Origin of the sequence: Nonomuraea indica, assembly GCF_002850745.1 — a bacterium.
GTDB lineage: Bacteria > Actinomycetota > Actinomycetes > Streptosporangiales > Streptosporangiaceae > Nonomuraea > Nonomuraea indica.
In genome coordinates this window covers 633952-647811 of sequence record NZ_KZ559468.1, presented here as the reverse complement: position 1 = coordinate 647811, position 13860 = coordinate 633952, and the positions used below count along the sequence as shown (strand labels likewise).

Here is a 13860-nt window from a genome sequence, read left to right as displayed (position 1 = left end):
AGGGAGTACGCGAACGGGTCGCGGACCTGATGCGGGCCGGGCCGGTCATGCCGGGGTGCCCTCGGCGGCCTGGATCCGGTCGCGGGAGGCACGGGGCGCGTGGAGGGAGTCGACGAGGGCCAGCAGCTCCGTCAGGGCGGGCCGCGGCCCGCGCAGCAGGACGCGGCCGCGACCCGCGGCGACCACGCCGGCCAGCAGGCGGGCGGCGGCGACGTCGGCGAAGGCGAGGCCCGCCACGTCGATGACCACGGGAGCGCCGCTCGTCGCCTCGGCCGCCAGGGGGCCGAGCACGGCGGCCAGGGCGTCGTGGTTGGTGCGGTCGGCGGCGCCGTCGAGCGACAGCCCGTCGGGGGTGCGGCGGATGCGGAGCAGGGGGTCCCACTCCTCGTCGCTGCCCGCCCCGGCCCGGGCGGCGCCCGGGTGGGCGGCGCTGATCCGTTCGAGCTCCGCGTGGGTGAACAGCCGCCGGTCGTAGCAGCACAGCGCCATCGCGTAGCCGGCGGAGAAGATCTGGTTGGCCTGCGCCTCGTACCAGGTCAGCTCGTCCATGTCGACCAGCGGGCGGACCGTCCAGCCCATGTCGGCGGCCACCCGCAGCCCGGCGTAGCCCTCGGTGCGCGCCTGGTCGATGGCGGCTGTCCAGCCGTTCAGGGCCCGTTCGGGCTCGAAGGACCCGCCGGACAGGAAGGACTCCTCCGCGGTGGTGACGTGCAGTTGCCCGGCGTGCAGCGGCTGCCGCACCTCCGCCCCGTAGGCCTGCGCGGCGGCAAGGAAGGCGGGAGGGAGGAAGGTGTCGGTGAAGTAGAGGACCTTCTGGTGGTGTTCCAGACCCTTGCGGAGGAACCTGACCAGAGCCCGCAGATGGCGCTCGTGGTCATCGAAGGTCCAGCAGACGTGGTCCCCGGGGAGGAGCCGATCGACTGTGGTGGGATCTGCCATGAACCGCTTCTCGTCATCGGGGGACGGCGATGGCGCTCAGGTTGTGCCCTCGGGGGCGCCCTCTCCGCGTCTCGCCGTTCTTTCCACAGTAACAAAGCGCAGGACACGACAATCCCCTACAAATAGGACGACAACGGCATTTCACCGCCCTAGTGCCGTCCGATCAGGCGACGGTCGCGCCCGGTGCCGTGTGAGAACGGCGAGGCCGGGCAGGGGGCGGCGCGCACGGACACGGCCGGTGATCGTCAGGAGTAGAAGCTCTCCAGCACCACGGCCACCCCGTGCTCGTCGTTGGACAGGGTGCGCCGCTCGATCGCCGCGAGCACGAGCCGGTGGGCGTTGGCCATGGCGTAGCCCGCTCCGGCGAAGGCGAGCACGGCCAGGTCGTTCGGCATGTCACCGAACGCCGCCACCTCGGCCGGGTCCACCCCGCGCTCCTCGCACAGCGTGGCCAGCGTGCCGGCCTTCGTCACCCCCGCGGCACTGATCTCGAGCAGCCCGCCCACGCCGGAGTGGGTCACCTCGGCCTGACCGTCCACGGCGGCGACGGCCGCGGTGAACATGTCGTCCACCAGGTGCTCGGACGACCAGACGAGCAGCTTGACGATGGGGTCGGCGCACCCGAGCAGCGAGGCCACCTCACGGCGGTGACGCGCGTCGCGGGCGTGCCGGACGCCATAGCCGGGCTCGGCCAGCACGCCCGTGCCCGTCTCGGCGGCGAACGCCACCCCGGGCAGCGCCTCGGCCAGGGTCTCCACCACATGGGCGGCGGCGGCGGGGGCGAGGTCGTGCCGGGCGACGATCTCGCGGGCGCCCAGGTCGTAGACGATGGCGCCGTTGCTGCAGACGGCCAGGCCGTCGACTCCGGCCTGCTCCGCGATCGGCTCGACGCCGCGCGGCGCCCTGGCGGTGACGAACACGATCTCCGCCCCGGCGCCGCGCGCCAGCCGCAGCGCCCGGCGGGTGCGCGGCGTGACCGTGCCCGTGGAGTCGAGGAGGGTGCCGTCCAGGTCGGTGGCCACGAGACGCGGAGGCTTCACGCTCCGATTATGGCCGCCGGCCCCGGTGCCGCCCAGGGTGGGTGCGCGCGCTACAGGCGCATCTCGGAGGGCAGCCGCCTGGAGGCGCGGGTCAGTTCGAGGCCCAGCAGCTCACCCGCGCCGCCGAAGTCGAGCGTCACGCCGTCGGCGGTGACCTGGCTGACGACCTCGCCGGGCGCGATCTCGTGCTTCATGGCGAGGTAGGCCAGGTCGTGACGGCGGTCGCGGGTCAGGTAGACCGTGTGCCTGCGGCGGCCCATCGGTTCGTCGTCCCAGCTCAGCAGCCCCTCGCGGGCCTCGTGGGAGCGGGCGAGCGCCGCCCGGACCACGTCGACGACCGTTTCCAGCGCCTCCAGCGCGTCCACACCGGTGACCTTGCGCTCGTGCTCCCACCCCGCCAGGCCGTCGATCCGGTACGGGCACGACCACTCCCCCGCCGCGTCCTGCGTGGGCATGCCGATGGTGACGACGACCTCGCTGGGCGGGTCGCCGCGCAGGGTGAGCGTGCGGTGGGCGATCTCGTACATGCAGGGTGATCTACCCCGGTCGCGCGGCGCGCAAGACACACACCTCCCGGGCGCCCACCCGGCCGGCGCCGCCATACCGGCAGCGTCGAAAGCCTTCCGGCGTGCCGCCGGCGGCGGCTACTCTGCCTACGGTCGTGGTGAGGGGGCCAGGTGTGGAATGAGCCGTTCGGGACCCGGCTGCGGGCCCGGCTCGACAAGTACGGGCCGCTGTGCGTGGGCATCGATCCGAGCCCGGAGCTGCTCGGGGCGTGGGGCCTCGACGACTCACCGGCCGGGCTCGAACACTTCGCCCGCGCGGTGGTGGGCGCCGTGGCCGACGTGGCCGCCGTGGTCAAGCCGCAGTCGGCGTTCTTCGAGCGCTGGGGCAGCCGCGGGATCGCCGTCCTGGAGCGGGTCCTCGCCGACCTGCGGGAGGCGGGCACGATGGTGCTGCTCGACGTCAAACGGGGTGACATCGGCAGCACGATGGCCGCCTACGCCGAGGCCTACCTCGACCCGGGCAGCCCGCTGGCCGTCGACGCGGTGACGCTCAGCCCGTACCTCGGGTTCGGGTCGCTGGAGGTGGCGATCACCAAGGCGGTGGCCAACGACGCGGGCGTGTTCGTGCTGGCGCGCACCTCCAATCCGGAGGCGGCCGAGCTGCAACCGGCGGTCGCCGGCCAGGTGCTGGCGGGGGCCGAGAAGGCGAACGCGGGGCACGCCCCGCTCGGGCCGGTGGGGCTCGTGGTCGGCGCCACGTTGCCGTCGCTCGACCTGCCGCTCGACCGGTTCGGCGGCCCGATCCTGGCGCCCGGTCTGGGCGCGCAGGGCGCCACGCCGGCCGACCTGGCGCGCCTGTTCGCGGGGGTGCGGCAGGCGGTGGTGCCGTCGGTGTCGCGCGTGGTGCTCGCCGACCCGGACCGGGTACGCGACTACACGCTCCGCTACCGCGACGAGTGCGTCCACCACCTGGCCCCCTGAGCCGCCCTACGAGCCGGCGCGGTGTACCGCCGCGCGTGAAGCCGGCGCGGTGTGCCGCCGCGCATGAAGCCGGCGCGGTGAGCCGGCGCGGTGAGCCGGCGCGGTGAGCCGGCGCGGTGAGCCGGCGCGGTGAGCCGCGGCGTCAGCCGGTGGGGCCGACGTCGGGGCGCACCTCCTTCTCGGTGACGGCTTCCTCCGTCTCCTCGCGTCCTTCCTGCCGCTCCGGCTCCTCGGATTCCCCAGGAGGCTGGTCTGTCGCGGAGGGCGGCTGGGCGGCCTGGGCCTCCGGCGGGTCGGCGGGGACGGGGCGGCCGGAGGTGGACGTCTCGGCGCCCGACCGCTGCGCCACCACATCGCTCTCGGCGTTCAGCCCGCGCACGGCGTCGGGCGTCTCCTCGTGGTTCTGGCTCATGGAACACCCATGCCCCGGGGGCGGGCGGTGATGTCGCCTCTCCCCGCCCGGCCGGTGCGGCCCCCGCCGACCGGTCACGCGGCCCAGCGATCATCGTGAGGGATGCGGGGCCCGTGGAAGCGAGGTCCGGAGGGGGTGCTCAGGACCGCGGCGGGCGCGGCCTGAGCGAGGTCGGCACGAGCGTCAGTTCTGGATGAAGGCGAGTGGCACGCCGTGGGCGTCCTCGGCGGCGACGTAGAAGCCGTCGGGAGTGGTGTGGGTGGCGATCATGTTGTGCTCGACGAGCTTGCGCGCGGCGGTCAGGTCGCGGACGGCGACGGTGTGGGCGGCCAGCAGGGGCAGGCCGGGCACGGTGTGTCCGGGCAGGAAGTCGTGGAGCGCGGACTGCGGGACGATCTCCACTCGGCCGTGCCGCAGGGGGAGCACGCGCTTGGGGCCGTCGATCCACACGTCGGCGTCCAGGAGGCGGGCGTAGCGCTCCTCGTGGCCGTCCACCTCGTTGTCGGCCACGACCAGCAGCACGCTGTGCAGGCCGGTCGCGCCGTTGGGGTGATCGAGATAGCGGGGCTGGTGCACGTACTGAGGGGTGAGATGCTGCGTGGCCTGGAGCGCGCCCTCAGGGGTGTGGGCGGCGTCGATCCGGACGCTCTCGGCGCGGACGGTCCGTGGGCCGTCGGGGGTGGAGACCTCGCGTTCCAGCGCGCGGATCCCGGTGGAGGCCAGGCCGGCGGCGCGCAACCGTCCGGCGGTGGCCTGGACGTCGCGCGAGCCGAGGGTCATGAGCAGGCCGGGGTAGGTCTCGCGCAGCCGGTGGACGCCCCAGGGGTCGGGAGCCGCGGGGTCGACGATGCCGAGCAGCTCGATGAACGACTGCCCGAAGTAGGCGCACCGGTTGGCGGTGCAGGTCGGCATGAGCGGGCCGCCGGGCCGTTCGGCCAGGTGGTGGGGCGAGACGGGGCTGAGCGTGAAGCCGAGGGCCTCGTAGCGGGCGGAGGTCGCGTCGAGGTCGGTGGTGATGAGCACCGTGTGGTCGATGTAGTCGATGTCGGCGGTGTGTTCGCTGGTCATTGCGGTGGTGTCCTGTTGCTTCGTGGGTGATGGGGCGGGGAGGCGTGGCCTCACGCGGCCGCCGCGACGGCGGCGGCGATGAAGAGCACCTGAAGGGCCGTGCGAGCAGGGAGGGGGGTCACCGGTTTGCCGGCCAGGGTGAGTCCGCGGCGGGCCGCCGAGACGTTGGCCGGGAACATGGCGATCATCAGCAGGGCCAGCACGATCGCCGCGTACGGCGCGACCGGCGCGAACAGCAGCCCGGCCGCGCCGGCCAGTTCGAGGACACCGGTGAGGGTGACCAGCAGGGCCGGTCGCGGGAACGCCGCCGGGATCATCGCGACGAGGTCGCGGCGCCATGAGGGCAGGAAGTGCGGCACGCCGGTGACGACGAACATGAGCGCGAGAGCGCCGCGCAGTGCCGGCTGCCAGGCGTCCAAGGCGTCGATGCCGGCCAGGCCGATGAGCCGCAGGACGACGAAGCCGCCCGTGAGGGCGATGAACGGAACCATTCCTCCTCCAATCTTGTCACCGGCAAGATTGGAGGAGTGCATCCATCTTGTCAATGTCAAGATAGAGTGAGGTCGGCATGCCAGGCACCCGAGCGTGGAGGTGAGGTAGATCAGCCAGCCGTCCTACCATCACGGCAATCTGAGGCGCGTCATCATCGACGCCGCACTTCAGGCCATCGGCGAATCCGGCCCTGCCGGGTGGAGCCTGCGCGAGCTGGCCCGCCGCGCGGGCGTCTCGCACGCCGCCCCCGCCTACCACTTCAGCGACAAGCAAGGCCTGCTGACCGCCGTGGCCGCCGAGGGCTTCACCATGTTCGCCGACACCCTCGAGCGGGCGGCCACCGCTGACGTGTGGGAGGTGGGCGTCGCCTACGTCCGCTTCGCCATCGACCACCGGCCTCACTTCGAGGTGATGTTCCGGCCCGAGCTCTACCGCGTCGACGATCCCAGCGTCCGGTCGGCGCACGAGCGCGCCGCCGCCGTGCTCGTCTCCAGCGCGCGCTCGCTGTCGCCGGGCCCGGAGCACGACCGGATGACCACGATCGCCGCCTGGTCGCTGGCCCAGGGCTTCACCAGCCTGTGGCTGAGCGGCGCCCTGCCGGAAAGCGCCGGCGGCGACCCCGAGGCTCTGGCCCGCTCGATGATCCGCCTCGTGTTCGGCGCCATGCGGGAAGGACCGGCCGACCGGTGACCCGGCCGCGAGCACGATCGCGCCCACGGACGGATCGCGGCCGTGCGCACGATCGCGCCCGCGGACGGACCGCCGGCCGCGCACGATCGCGCCCGCCCTCCCCGGGGAGCGGACGGACCCGGCGGTCCACCGACAGCGGGCTGCCGTCCGTGCCTCCCGGTGTTGGATGGGCGCATGACCCAGACTGCTGCCGCACGCCTCCGTCAGGCCGTCTCCCGCATCCGCGACACCACCCGCGACCGGACCGCCACGGGCCGGGGCGCCCAGGACGCCGACGACGTCGCGGGCACCTTCGCCACGGACGGGGCACTCGGCTTCGACCCGTTCCCCTTCCTCCGCGCCCTGCACGCGGCGGGCTCGCATGCCGTCGTCATCGGCCAGGTCGCCGGCATCATGCACGGCTCCACCGAGCTGACCGGTGACCTGGACCTGCTGTGGGACGGCACGCCCGGGGAGGCGCGCGCCCTGCGCGAGGCCCTCGTCATCGCCGGGTGCGCCGAGCCGCCCGACCTCGGCCACGCCCAGGTCGCCTACCAGGTGACCGGGGCCGGCGGAGACCTGTGCACGCCGGCGCTGTCCTGGGGCGGCCTCGACGTCACCGCGTGCCTGACCCGAGCCGTGCGTGCGGACGACCCTTCGGGCTTCACGATCCGCTATGCCGCGCTCGACGACCTCATCGGCATGCGGCGGGCCATCGGCCGGCCGAAGGACCTGCGCCGCGCCGACGAACTCGAACGCCTGCGCACCTGACCGCCGGCTCAGCTCAGGGCGGCGTCGATCTCGGCGCGGGTGGGCATCGAGGTGCTCGCGCCCTGCCGTCGCACCGACAGCGCCGCCGCCGCCGAGGCGAACCGCAGCGCCTCGGCCGCCGCGAGTCCCTCCGACCGCGCCACCGCCAGGGCGCCGGCGAACGTGTCGCCGGCCGCCGTGGTGTCCACCGCCTCCACCCGTACGGCGGCCACGCGCAGCCGCTCCCCCGACCGCGACCCGTACAGGGCCCCCTCGGAGCCGAGCGTGATCACCGCCTCCGGCACCCGGTCCAGCAGTGCCTCCAGCGCCGCCTCCGGCTCGCTCTCGCCGGTCACCGCGGCGGCCTCGTGCTCGTTGGGGATGACGAGGGCGACCGCGTCGAGCAGCTCGTCAGGGAGGTCCCGGGCCGGAGCGGGGGTGAGGATCGCCGGCACGCCCGCCTCCTTTGCGGCCCGCGCGGCACCGGTGACCGCCTCCAGGGGAAGTTCGAGCTGGAGGAGCACGGCGCGGGAGCCGGCGATGACCGCCCGCTCGGCGGCGTCCGGGGCGGTGACGGTTCCGTTGGCGCCGGGCACCACGATGATCGAGTTGCCGCCCGTGTCGTCCACCACGATGTGCGCGATGCCGCTCGGTCCGCGCACCTTCCGCAGGTGCTCGACGTTCACCCCCGCCACGGCCAGCGTGTCGCGGATCTCCGCGCCGAAGCCGTCGTCGCCGACGGCGCCGAGGAAGGTCACCTCGGCGCCCGCGCGGGCCGCCGCGATCGCCTGGTTGGCGCCCTTGCCGCCGGGGATGGTGCGGAACGCCCGGCCGGTGACCGTCTCGCCCCGCCTGGGGGCCTGGGCCACGTACGCCACCAGGTCCATGTTGGCGCTGCCGAAGACCGAGATCATCGCTCCATCATCTCCCGCGTCCGGTGGGCCAGCTCGTCCAGCCCGATGCCGTCGAAGCCCGTCAGGCTGCTCGCCAGCGCGTTCTTCATGATCCACCGATCGGGGACGCCGCCGTTGAGCGCCCCGGCGACCGAGCCGGCGGTGGCGCCGGCGGAGTCGGTGTCCCAGCCTCCGGCGACCGCGCCGGCGATGGAGGCGGTGACGTCGTCCGCGCCGTGCACGAGGGCGGCGGCGACCAGAGCCGCGTTGTTGATCGTGTGCACCCAGTGCAGGTGGCCGTGCCGCTCGTACAGGCGGTCGACGACCCGTTCGAAGTCGCGTTCGGCCGAGGCGTCCTCGGCCGCCAGCCGGACCGCCTCGTGCAGGCGCGAGCCGGGCGGCACCACCGACAGCCCGGCGGTCACCACCTCCTCGGCCGAGGTGGCGACGAGCGACTGGGCGCACAGGGCGGCGGCGAACATCGCCCCGTAGACGCCGTTCGCGGTGTGCGTGAGCCGGGCGTCGCGCCAGGCGTGCGCGGCCGCGGCGGCCGGGTCGCCCGGGTTGACCCAGCCGTACACGTCGGCCCTGATCAGCGCGCCGATCCACTCGCGGAACGGGTTGCGGTGAGTGGCGGTCTCCGGCGGCTCGACGCCGGACAGCAGGTTGCGGTACGCGACCCGCTCCGCGGTGAACGTGCGGCCGGCGGGCAGCTCGTCCAGCCAGACCGCCGCCACGTCGTCGGTGGTGAAGCCGCGGCCGTGGCGTTCCAGGACGGTGAGCGCGAGCAGCGGGTAGTTGAGGTCGTCGTCCTCGGGGATGCCGTCGATGTTCTCGGCCAGCGAGTTGACGGCGCTGCGCCGGTTCCACGGCCACCGCGCGGCGACCTCCCGCGGCAGCCCTTCGGCGGTGAACCAGCCGCGCAGGGGCCAGTTGCCGGTGGCCTCGGCGATCTCCCTGATGCCCTGGCGGGGGATCTTCTCCACGGGCTTGCCCAGCACGCACCCGGCCGCCCGGCCCTGCCACGCCCCGAGCACGCGCGCGGGGTCCCCCTCCGCCCGGCCGACACGGCGGGCGGGCGGGGCGGGCCAGGAGGGGGTGGCGGCGATGATGGCGGCGAGGTCGGTGGGCTCGGCGAGCGGCGACGGGATCGCGGCCAGCTCGTCGAGCAGCCGCTCGGCCAGGGGGCGCAGCGCGCGGGCGCGCGGCTCGGAGGCGCCGGCGCGGGGCGGGGCGTCGTGCCCGCCGGCCGCGTGCCAGCGGGCCGCGATGTCGCGCACCTCCCGGCCGTCCCTGCCGTCCTCGGCGGCCTGCCGGAGCTCGTGCCCGACCAGGTCCTCCGGCTGGACCCACGTGAGCCGGATCATGCCCGTCCCGCTCCCTCACCGCCGGTGAGGGCGGCGAAGGCGGACTCGTGGGCGCGGCGGCGGGCCAGGTCGTCGGCGTGGACCTGCCGCGCCACCTGGGCGACCGCCCGGCCGGGCGCCACCAGGTCCGTACGGCTGGCCTCACCCACCCGCGTCACCCACTCCGCCGGCACCGCCCCGAGCCCGCCGAGCGCGCCGGCGATGGCGCCGCCCATGGACGCGATCGAGTCGGCGTCACGCCCGTAGTTGACGCCGCCCAGCACCGTGTCGCGGTAGTCGCCCTTGGCCACCACCAGGAACGCCAGTGCCAGCGGGAGTTCCTCGATGCTGTGCAGCCGGCTCGGCCGCCGGGCGCCGAGTCCCTGGTCGCGGTAGGTGTCGGCGACCGTGTCGTACGGCCGGACGGCGGCGCGCAGCGCGGCGAACGAGCCGTGCCAGTGGCCGATGCCCTGGGCGGCCTCGCAGACCGCCTCGATCGCGGCCCGGGTGCCGTCCTTGGCCAGGCGCAGGCAGGCGGCCACCACGGAGTCGACGGTGGCCTCCGGCCGCATGGCCTCGGCGACGGCCGCGGCCATCACGCCGGCCGCCTCCCGCCCGTAGCTCGACTGGTGCGCGCCCGCCAGGTCGATCGCCTCGGCGTAGGCGGCGTCGGGGTCGGCGGCGTTGACGATGCCGACCGGCGCCACGTACATGGCGGCCCCGCAGTTGACGATGTTGCCGACGCCGGCCTCGCGCGGGTCCACGTGCCCGTAGTGCAGGCGTGCGACGATCCACTTCTCGGCCAGGAAGATCCGGTGCAGCGGCAGCGCCTCCGCCTCCAGTTCGGGGATCCACCGCCGCTCCCCCATCAGCTCCGGCACGAGGTGCTCGGCCATCGCGTACGCCCCGAGGTGCCCGCGCGCCTTCTCGTACACGCGGATCAGCGCGTGCGTCATCAGGGTGTCGTCGGTGATGTGCCCGTCGCCCTTGTGGTAGGGCGCGATGGGGCGGGCGTTGCGCCAATCCTCGTTGAACGGCGGCACGATGCCCTCGACGGGCCCGCCGTACCGGTCCACGATCTGCTCGGGGGTCCAGCCCTCGGTGGCGCCGCCCAGCGCGTCCCCGACCGCCGCCCCCGCGACGCAGCCCATGGCCTTGTCGGTCAGCAGGTCGGAAGGCTGGTCTGCGAGCGTCATGCGGGTTCCTCCGTCGATGTCGTGGTGAGAGTCGGGGTGAAAGTCGGGGTGAAAGTCGGGGTGAAGGTCGCGGCGAGTGTGAGCAGGTCCTGACCCGCCAGCCGCGGCAGGCAGCACCCGGTGAGCGTGCGGGCCGTGCTGATCCATCCTTCCGCAATCGCCGCGAGTCCGCCGCAGGCGCCCGTGAGCGCTCCGGTGAGCGCGGGCGCCGAGTCGGCGAGCGGCGCGAGGCAGGCCGCGGCGGGCACGGCGGCGGCCGGCGAGCCGCCGGCCACCTCGGTGAGGGCCAGCGCCACGGGCACCGTCTGCGCCGCGCCGACCGCGTAGCTGTAGACGTGGTCGAGCAGCGCGGCGTCGAGCGCGGGCACGGCGGCGAACGGGTCTCCCGCGGCGCGGGCCACGTCCAGCGCGAGGCGGGCGTTGTGCCCGATGGCGGTGTCGGCGGGCAGCACGTCGAGCGCCGCCCGCACCGCCGCGGCCGCCGAGCCGGTGGCGACCGCCTCGGCCACCGCCCTGGCCATGGCCTGCGCGCCCAGGACGCCGTCGCCGGAGTTGGTGACCTGCGCGTCCTCGGTGGGGTCGCGGCCGAGCGCGCCGAAGGCGACGGCCCGCACGGCGGCGGCGTCGTCGAAGTGGTGCGGGTTGTCGTGCCCGCTGGCGGGCGGCTCGACGCCCCGGGCCAGGTTGCCGAGCGCGGTGGCGACGGAGACGCGGGCGCGGACGTCGCCGCCCAGTTCCCTGAACGCCTCGGCGCGCGGCCGGTCGATGGTGAGTGCCGTCCAGGCCAGCCACTCGGCGTCGTCGGACGGGCCGAGAGCGAGCGGGGCCACGGGCTGGTTGAGCGCGAACGGCACCGGCAGCGTGGTGAGCCGGTGCTCCTCGGCGAAGGCGTCGAGCTCCCGGTGCAGCCGCCTGCTCCACGGGGCGTGCAGGGCGGCGCGGTGCCTGGCCGCCGGCCAGCCCGCGGCGTCGCCCACGGCGAGGCCGACGAAGGCCCCCTGGATTCTGTCCCCCGACATGCGTCTCCTACAGTCCTTCGGGCGGTCCGTCCGCGCGGTCCCGGGACGGCTCTGTCACCGGGTCCTCGCGCGCCGGGTCTCCGCGTTGCGCCGAGCGTTGCACCAGGGCGGACAGCTCGTCCGCCACGTCCAGCACGTGCCTGCCCGCGACCACCGGCAGGCAGGCGCCCGCGACCGGGCCGATCCGCGCGGCCCACCGCGCGGGCACGCCGCTCTCGCCCTGCCCCGCCCCGGCCACGGCGCCGGCGATGGCGCCGATGGTGTCGGCGTCGCGGCCGAGGCTCACGGCGAACGTCACGGACGCCTCCACCTCTCCCCCGCCGGCCAGGTAGGCGGCCAGCGCCAGCGCGACGGCCTCGGGGGCCAGATCGGTCCACGGGTAGTGCGGGACCACGACGGCCTCGTGCAGCGCCGCCACGAGGGCCGCCTCGCCGGAGGCGTCTCCCTGGGCGCCGGCCTCGGTCACAGCTCCGGTGCCGGGCTCGGCGCCGGTCTGGGGTGCGGCCGTGGTGGCGGGCCCGGTGGCGGCTCCGGGTCCGGCCGTGGTGGCGGGCCCGGTGGCGGCTCCGGGTCCGGCCGTGGTGGCGGGCCCGGTGGTGGCGTTGGTGGCGGACTCGACGGCGGCGCGGGCGCGTACGAGGGCGCGGGAGGTCCAGGAGTCGGCCGGGACGACCGACAGGGCGGCCCGCACCACCTCGTCCGGCGGCAGTCCCGCCATGGCGGCGGCCACGGCCCCGGCGACGGCCCGCCCGCCGAGCACCCCTTCGCCGGAGTGGCTGACCAGGCCGTCCTGCTCGGCGAGCCGCGCCGCCTCGGCCGGGTCGCCCGGGCAGAACACCCCGTACGGCGCGGCCCGCATGGCCAGGCCGTCCGACCAGCCGTGCTGGTGCACCCGCCCGGTCAGCGGGGGCTCCAGCCCGCGGCGCAGCGCCTCCACCGTGCCCAGCTCGGAGAAGCCGGCCCCCTTCATCGGCCCGGCCACCCGCGGGATGACCTCGGCCCGGTAGGAGGCGGCCACGTCGGCCGGGGTGAGCGCGTGCCCGTGCCGGGCCAGCAGCGACGCGGCGAAGATCGCGTACTCGGTGTCGTCGGTGCCGCCGCGCTCGATCTCGGTGAGCCGGCCCCAGCGCCGCCTGATCTCGGCCGGGGTGAGGTTCTCGGCGGGGGCCCCGAGGGCGTCGCCGGCCGCCAGGCCGAGCAGACACCCCCGGGCCCTGTCGCGATGCGTCACCGCTGGTACCGCTCCAGCACCTGGTTGCCGTCCTCGACGAGCCGCTTGGCCGCCTCGTCGATGGTGATCTTGTTGGCGTAGTACTCCTGGAGCACCGGCGTGGCCACCTTGCTCTTCCACTCGTCGAACCCGTTCACCTTGAGGAACGGCGCCACCACCAGGGCCTTGGCGGAGGCGGTGGCGACGTCCCAGCCGTTCTCCTTCGTGGTGATGGACGGGTCGGCCGCCGCCTTGACGGAGGTCGGCAGCAGCCAGTCGCCCTTGGCGAGCTTGGCCTGGTTGGGGCCGTTGAGGAAGAACGAGATGAACTTCATCGCCTCGTCGGGGTGCTTGCTGTCCTGCGCGATCGACAGGGTCTGGGAGACGGCGCCCTGCTGGGTGGTGGTGCCCTTCAGTGGCGGCAGCGTCACCCACTCGAACCCGTCGGGCGCCTGCTCGGCCACCTGCTGGCGCAGGTAGACGCCGGCGGGCAGCATGGCGAACTTGCCCTTGTAGAAGGCGGGCAGCGGGTCGGCCGTGCCCTGGCCGAGCGCGGCCGGATCGGCCGACTTGTCCTTGTACAGCTGGTCGTGGATGCGCTGCAGGACCTGCTTCTCCTCGGGCCCGACCTTGACCGTGGTCTTGCCCTCGGCGGTCTGGAAGAACGTGCCGCCGAAGTTGAGCGCCAGGTTGAGGGTCTTGTTGACCGGCGACTTCATCGGCCAGGCGACGCCGAACGTGCCGTCCTTGGTCATCTTCTTGGCCGCCGCCGAGAACTCGTCCCACGTCCACGGCTGCTCGGTGGTGGGCAGGCGCACGCCGGCCGCGTCGAGCAGCTTCTTGTTGGCGATGATGACCTGCGACTCCTGCAGGAACGGCACGCCGTACACGCCCTGCTTGCCCTTGCCGTCGTCGAAGGTGACGGTGTCCCACGACTGCTGCGGGATGTCGCTCTTCAGCTCGGCGGGCAGCTTGTCCGACAGGTCCAGCAGGTAGCCGTCGGCGGCGAAGCCGGACAGGGCGGGCGAGTCGTTGTGGATGACGTCGGGGGCGGTGCCGCCCGCGAACTGGGTGACGAGCTGGTCGTTGACGTTGTCCCAGCTACCCTGGACGTAGGTGACCTGGATGCCGGGGTTGGCCTTGTTCCACTCCTCGACGAGTTGCTTGTTGGCGGCGAGGGACTCCTTCTGCCAGGCCAGGCTGAGGAAGTTGAGCTTGACGGGCTCGCCGGGCTTGGCCGCCTCGCCGCCGCTTCCGCCGCTGCCACCGCTGCCGCACGCGGCAGCCAGCGCGACGACCGCGGCCGCCGCCAGAGCGGACTTCATTCGCATGTGTGCCT

The 13860-nt window shown here is 74.6% G+C and carries 15 protein-coding genes and 1 pseudogene; 4 read left to right on the top strand and 12 right to left on the bottom strand.

The window, feature by feature from the left end:
• Positions 1-45 precede the first annotated feature (45 nt).
• From CXR44_RS10680 to CXR44_RS10670, 3 genes are all read right to left on the bottom strand, one after another.
• Positions 46-939, bottom strand: a complete 894-nt coding sequence (locus tag CXR44_RS10680) for an MEDS domain-containing protein (RefSeq protein WP_101785021.1) — start codon at positions 937-939, stop codon at positions 46-48.
• A 245-nt stretch (positions 940-1184) separates the two neighbouring features.
• Positions 1185-1979, bottom strand: coding sequence for an HAD-IIB family hydrolase (locus tag CXR44_RS10675; protein ID WP_101785020.1), 795 nt, complete (start codon positions 1977-1979; stop codon positions 1185-1187).
• A 50-nt stretch (positions 1980-2029) separates the two neighbouring features.
• On the bottom strand, positions 2030-2506 hold the full coding sequence (locus tag CXR44_RS10670) for a DUF2283 domain-containing protein (protein WP_101785019.1): 477 nt from the start codon (positions 2504-2506) through the stop codon (positions 2030-2032).
• 150 nt (positions 2507-2656) lie between these two features.
• On the opposite strand from CXR44_RS10670, the gene pyrF reads away from it, so the two are divergent.
• Positions 2657-3466, top strand: coding sequence for an orotidine-5'-phosphate decarboxylase (gene pyrF, locus CXR44_RS10665; RefSeq protein ID WP_101785018.1), 810 nt, complete (start codon positions 2657-2659; stop codon positions 3464-3466).
• Between the two features lie 142 nt (positions 3467-3608).
• On the opposite strand, the gene CXR44_RS10660 is transcribed toward pyrF, so the two are convergent.
• The 3 genes from CXR44_RS10660 to CXR44_RS10650 all read right to left on the bottom strand — a co-directional run bounded on the left by CXR44_RS10660 (position 3609) and on the right by CXR44_RS10650 (position 5437).
• The gene (locus CXR44_RS10660) at positions 3609-3878 is read right to left on the bottom strand and encodes a hypothetical protein (RefSeq protein ID WP_101785017.1); all 270 of its coding nucleotides are present in this window, start codon (positions 3876-3878) and stop codon (positions 3609-3611) included.
• A 183-nt stretch (positions 3879-4061) separates the two neighbouring features.
• The gene (locus CXR44_RS10655; RefSeq protein ID WP_101785016.1) at positions 4062-4946 is read right to left on the bottom strand and encodes a VOC family protein; all 885 of its coding nucleotides are present in this window, start codon (positions 4944-4946) and stop codon (positions 4062-4064) included.
• Between the two features lie 50 nt (positions 4947-4996).
• Positions 4997-5437, bottom strand: a complete 441-nt coding sequence (locus tag CXR44_RS10650) for a DoxX family protein (RefSeq protein WP_101785015.1) — start codon at positions 5435-5437, stop codon at positions 4997-4999.
• Between the two features lie 109 nt (positions 5438-5546).
• Between CXR44_RS10650 and CXR44_RS41650 the strand changes: the two are divergent.
• The 3 genes and pseudogenes from CXR44_RS41650 to CXR44_RS10640 form a co-directional block, all read left to right on the top strand.
• A pseudogene (locus CXR44_RS41650) lies at positions 5547-5717 on the top strand (TetR/AcrR family transcriptional regulator); the annotation flags it as partial.
• Positions 5718-5726: 9 nt separating this feature from the next.
• The gene (locus tag CXR44_RS10645) at positions 5727-6128 is read left to right on the top strand and encodes a TetR-like C-terminal domain-containing protein (protein ID WP_245899052.1); all 402 of its coding nucleotides are present in this window, start codon (positions 5727-5729) and stop codon (positions 6126-6128) included.
• Between the two features lie 174 nt (positions 6129-6302).
• On the top strand, positions 6303-6878 hold the full coding sequence (locus CXR44_RS10640) for a hypothetical protein (RefSeq protein ID WP_101785013.1): 576 nt from the start codon (positions 6303-6305) through the stop codon (positions 6876-6878).
• 8 nt (positions 6879-6886) lie between these two features.
• On the opposite strand, the gene rbsK is transcribed toward CXR44_RS10640, so the two are convergent.
• The 6 genes from rbsK to CXR44_RS10610 are packed head-to-tail and all read right to left on the bottom strand — an operon-like array spanning position 6887 to position 13852.
• A complete protein-coding gene (gene rbsK, locus CXR44_RS10635; protein WP_101785012.1) occupies positions 6887-7771 on the bottom strand; it encodes a ribokinase in 885 nt (294 codons plus the stop codon).
• Positions 7768-9117: an ADP-ribosylglycohydrolase family protein gene (locus CXR44_RS10630; protein WP_101785011.1), complete on the bottom strand. Its 1350-nt coding sequence runs from the start codon at positions 9115-9117 to the stop codon at positions 7768-7770. Before CXR44_RS10630 ends, rbsK begins: the two co-directional genes overlap by 4 nt.
• Entirely contained in the window at positions 9114-10292 is a 1179-nt protein-coding gene (locus tag CXR44_RS10625) for an ADP-ribosylglycohydrolase family protein (protein ID WP_101785010.1), read from the bottom strand. Before CXR44_RS10625 ends, CXR44_RS10630 begins: the two co-directional genes overlap by 4 nt.
• Positions 10289-11311, bottom strand: coding sequence for an ADP-ribosylglycohydrolase family protein (locus CXR44_RS10620; RefSeq protein ID WP_101785009.1), 1023 nt, complete (start codon positions 11309-11311; stop codon positions 10289-10291). Before CXR44_RS10620 ends, CXR44_RS10625 begins: the two co-directional genes overlap by 4 nt.
• A 7-nt stretch (positions 11312-11318) precedes the next feature.
• Positions 11319-12542, bottom strand: a complete 1224-nt coding sequence (locus tag CXR44_RS40800) for an ADP-ribosylglycohydrolase family protein (RefSeq protein ID WP_101785008.1) — start codon at positions 12540-12542, stop codon at positions 11319-11321.
• Positions 12539-13852, bottom strand: coding sequence for an ABC transporter substrate-binding protein (locus CXR44_RS10610; RefSeq protein ID WP_101785006.1), 1314 nt, complete (start codon positions 13850-13852; stop codon positions 12539-12541). The genes CXR44_RS40800 and CXR44_RS10610 overlap by 4 nt, the downstream gene beginning before the upstream one ends.
• Between the last annotated feature and the right edge of the window lie 8 nt (positions 13853-13860).

What these genes read in the sequence shown, in the direction of transcription:
- CXR44_RS10680 (WP_101785021.1), bottom strand. Translation starts at nt 939, where the DNA reads ATGGCAGATCCCACCACAGTCGATCGGCTCCTCCCCGGGGACCACGTC.
- CXR44_RS10610 (WP_101785006.1), bottom strand. Translation starts at nt 13,852, where the DNA reads ATGCGAATGAAGTCCGCTCTGGCGGCGGCCGCGGTCGTCGCGCTGGCT.
- CXR44_RS10625 (WP_101785010.1), bottom strand. Translation starts at nt 10,292, where the DNA reads ATGACGCTCGCAGACCAGCCTTCCGACCTGCTGACCGACAAGGCCATG.
- CXR44_RS10655 (WP_101785016.1), bottom strand. Translation starts at nt 4,946, where the DNA reads ATGACCAGCGAACACACCGCCGACATCGACTACATCGACCACACGGTG.
- CXR44_RS10630 (WP_101785011.1), bottom strand. Translation starts at nt 9,117, where the DNA reads ATGATCCGGCTCACGTGGGTCCAGCCGGAGGACCTGGTCGGGCACGAG.
- CXR44_RS10670 (WP_101785019.1), bottom strand. Translation starts at nt 2,506, where the DNA reads ATGTACGAGATCGCCCACCGCACGCTCACCCTGCGCGGCGACCCGCCC.
- CXR44_RS10620 (WP_101785009.1), bottom strand. Translation starts at nt 11,311, where the DNA reads ATGTCGGGGGACAGAATCCAGGGGGCCTTCGTCGGCCTCGCCGTGGGC.
- CXR44_RS10660 (WP_101785017.1), bottom strand. Translation starts at nt 3,878, where the DNA reads ATGAGCCAGAACCACGAGGAGACGCCCGACGCCGTGCGCGGGCTGAAC.
- CXR44_RS10640 (WP_101785013.1), top strand. Translation starts at nt 6,303, where the DNA reads ATGACCCAGACTGCTGCCGCACGCCTCCGTCAGGCCGTCTCCCGCATC.
- CXR44_RS10650 (WP_101785015.1), bottom strand. Translation starts at nt 5,437, where the DNA reads ATGGTTCCGTTCATCGCCCTCACGGGCGGCTTCGTCGTCCTGCGGCTC.
- rbsK (WP_101785012.1), bottom strand. Translation starts at nt 7,771, where the DNA reads ATGATCTCGGTCTTCGGCAGCGCCAACATGGACCTGGTGGCGTACGTG.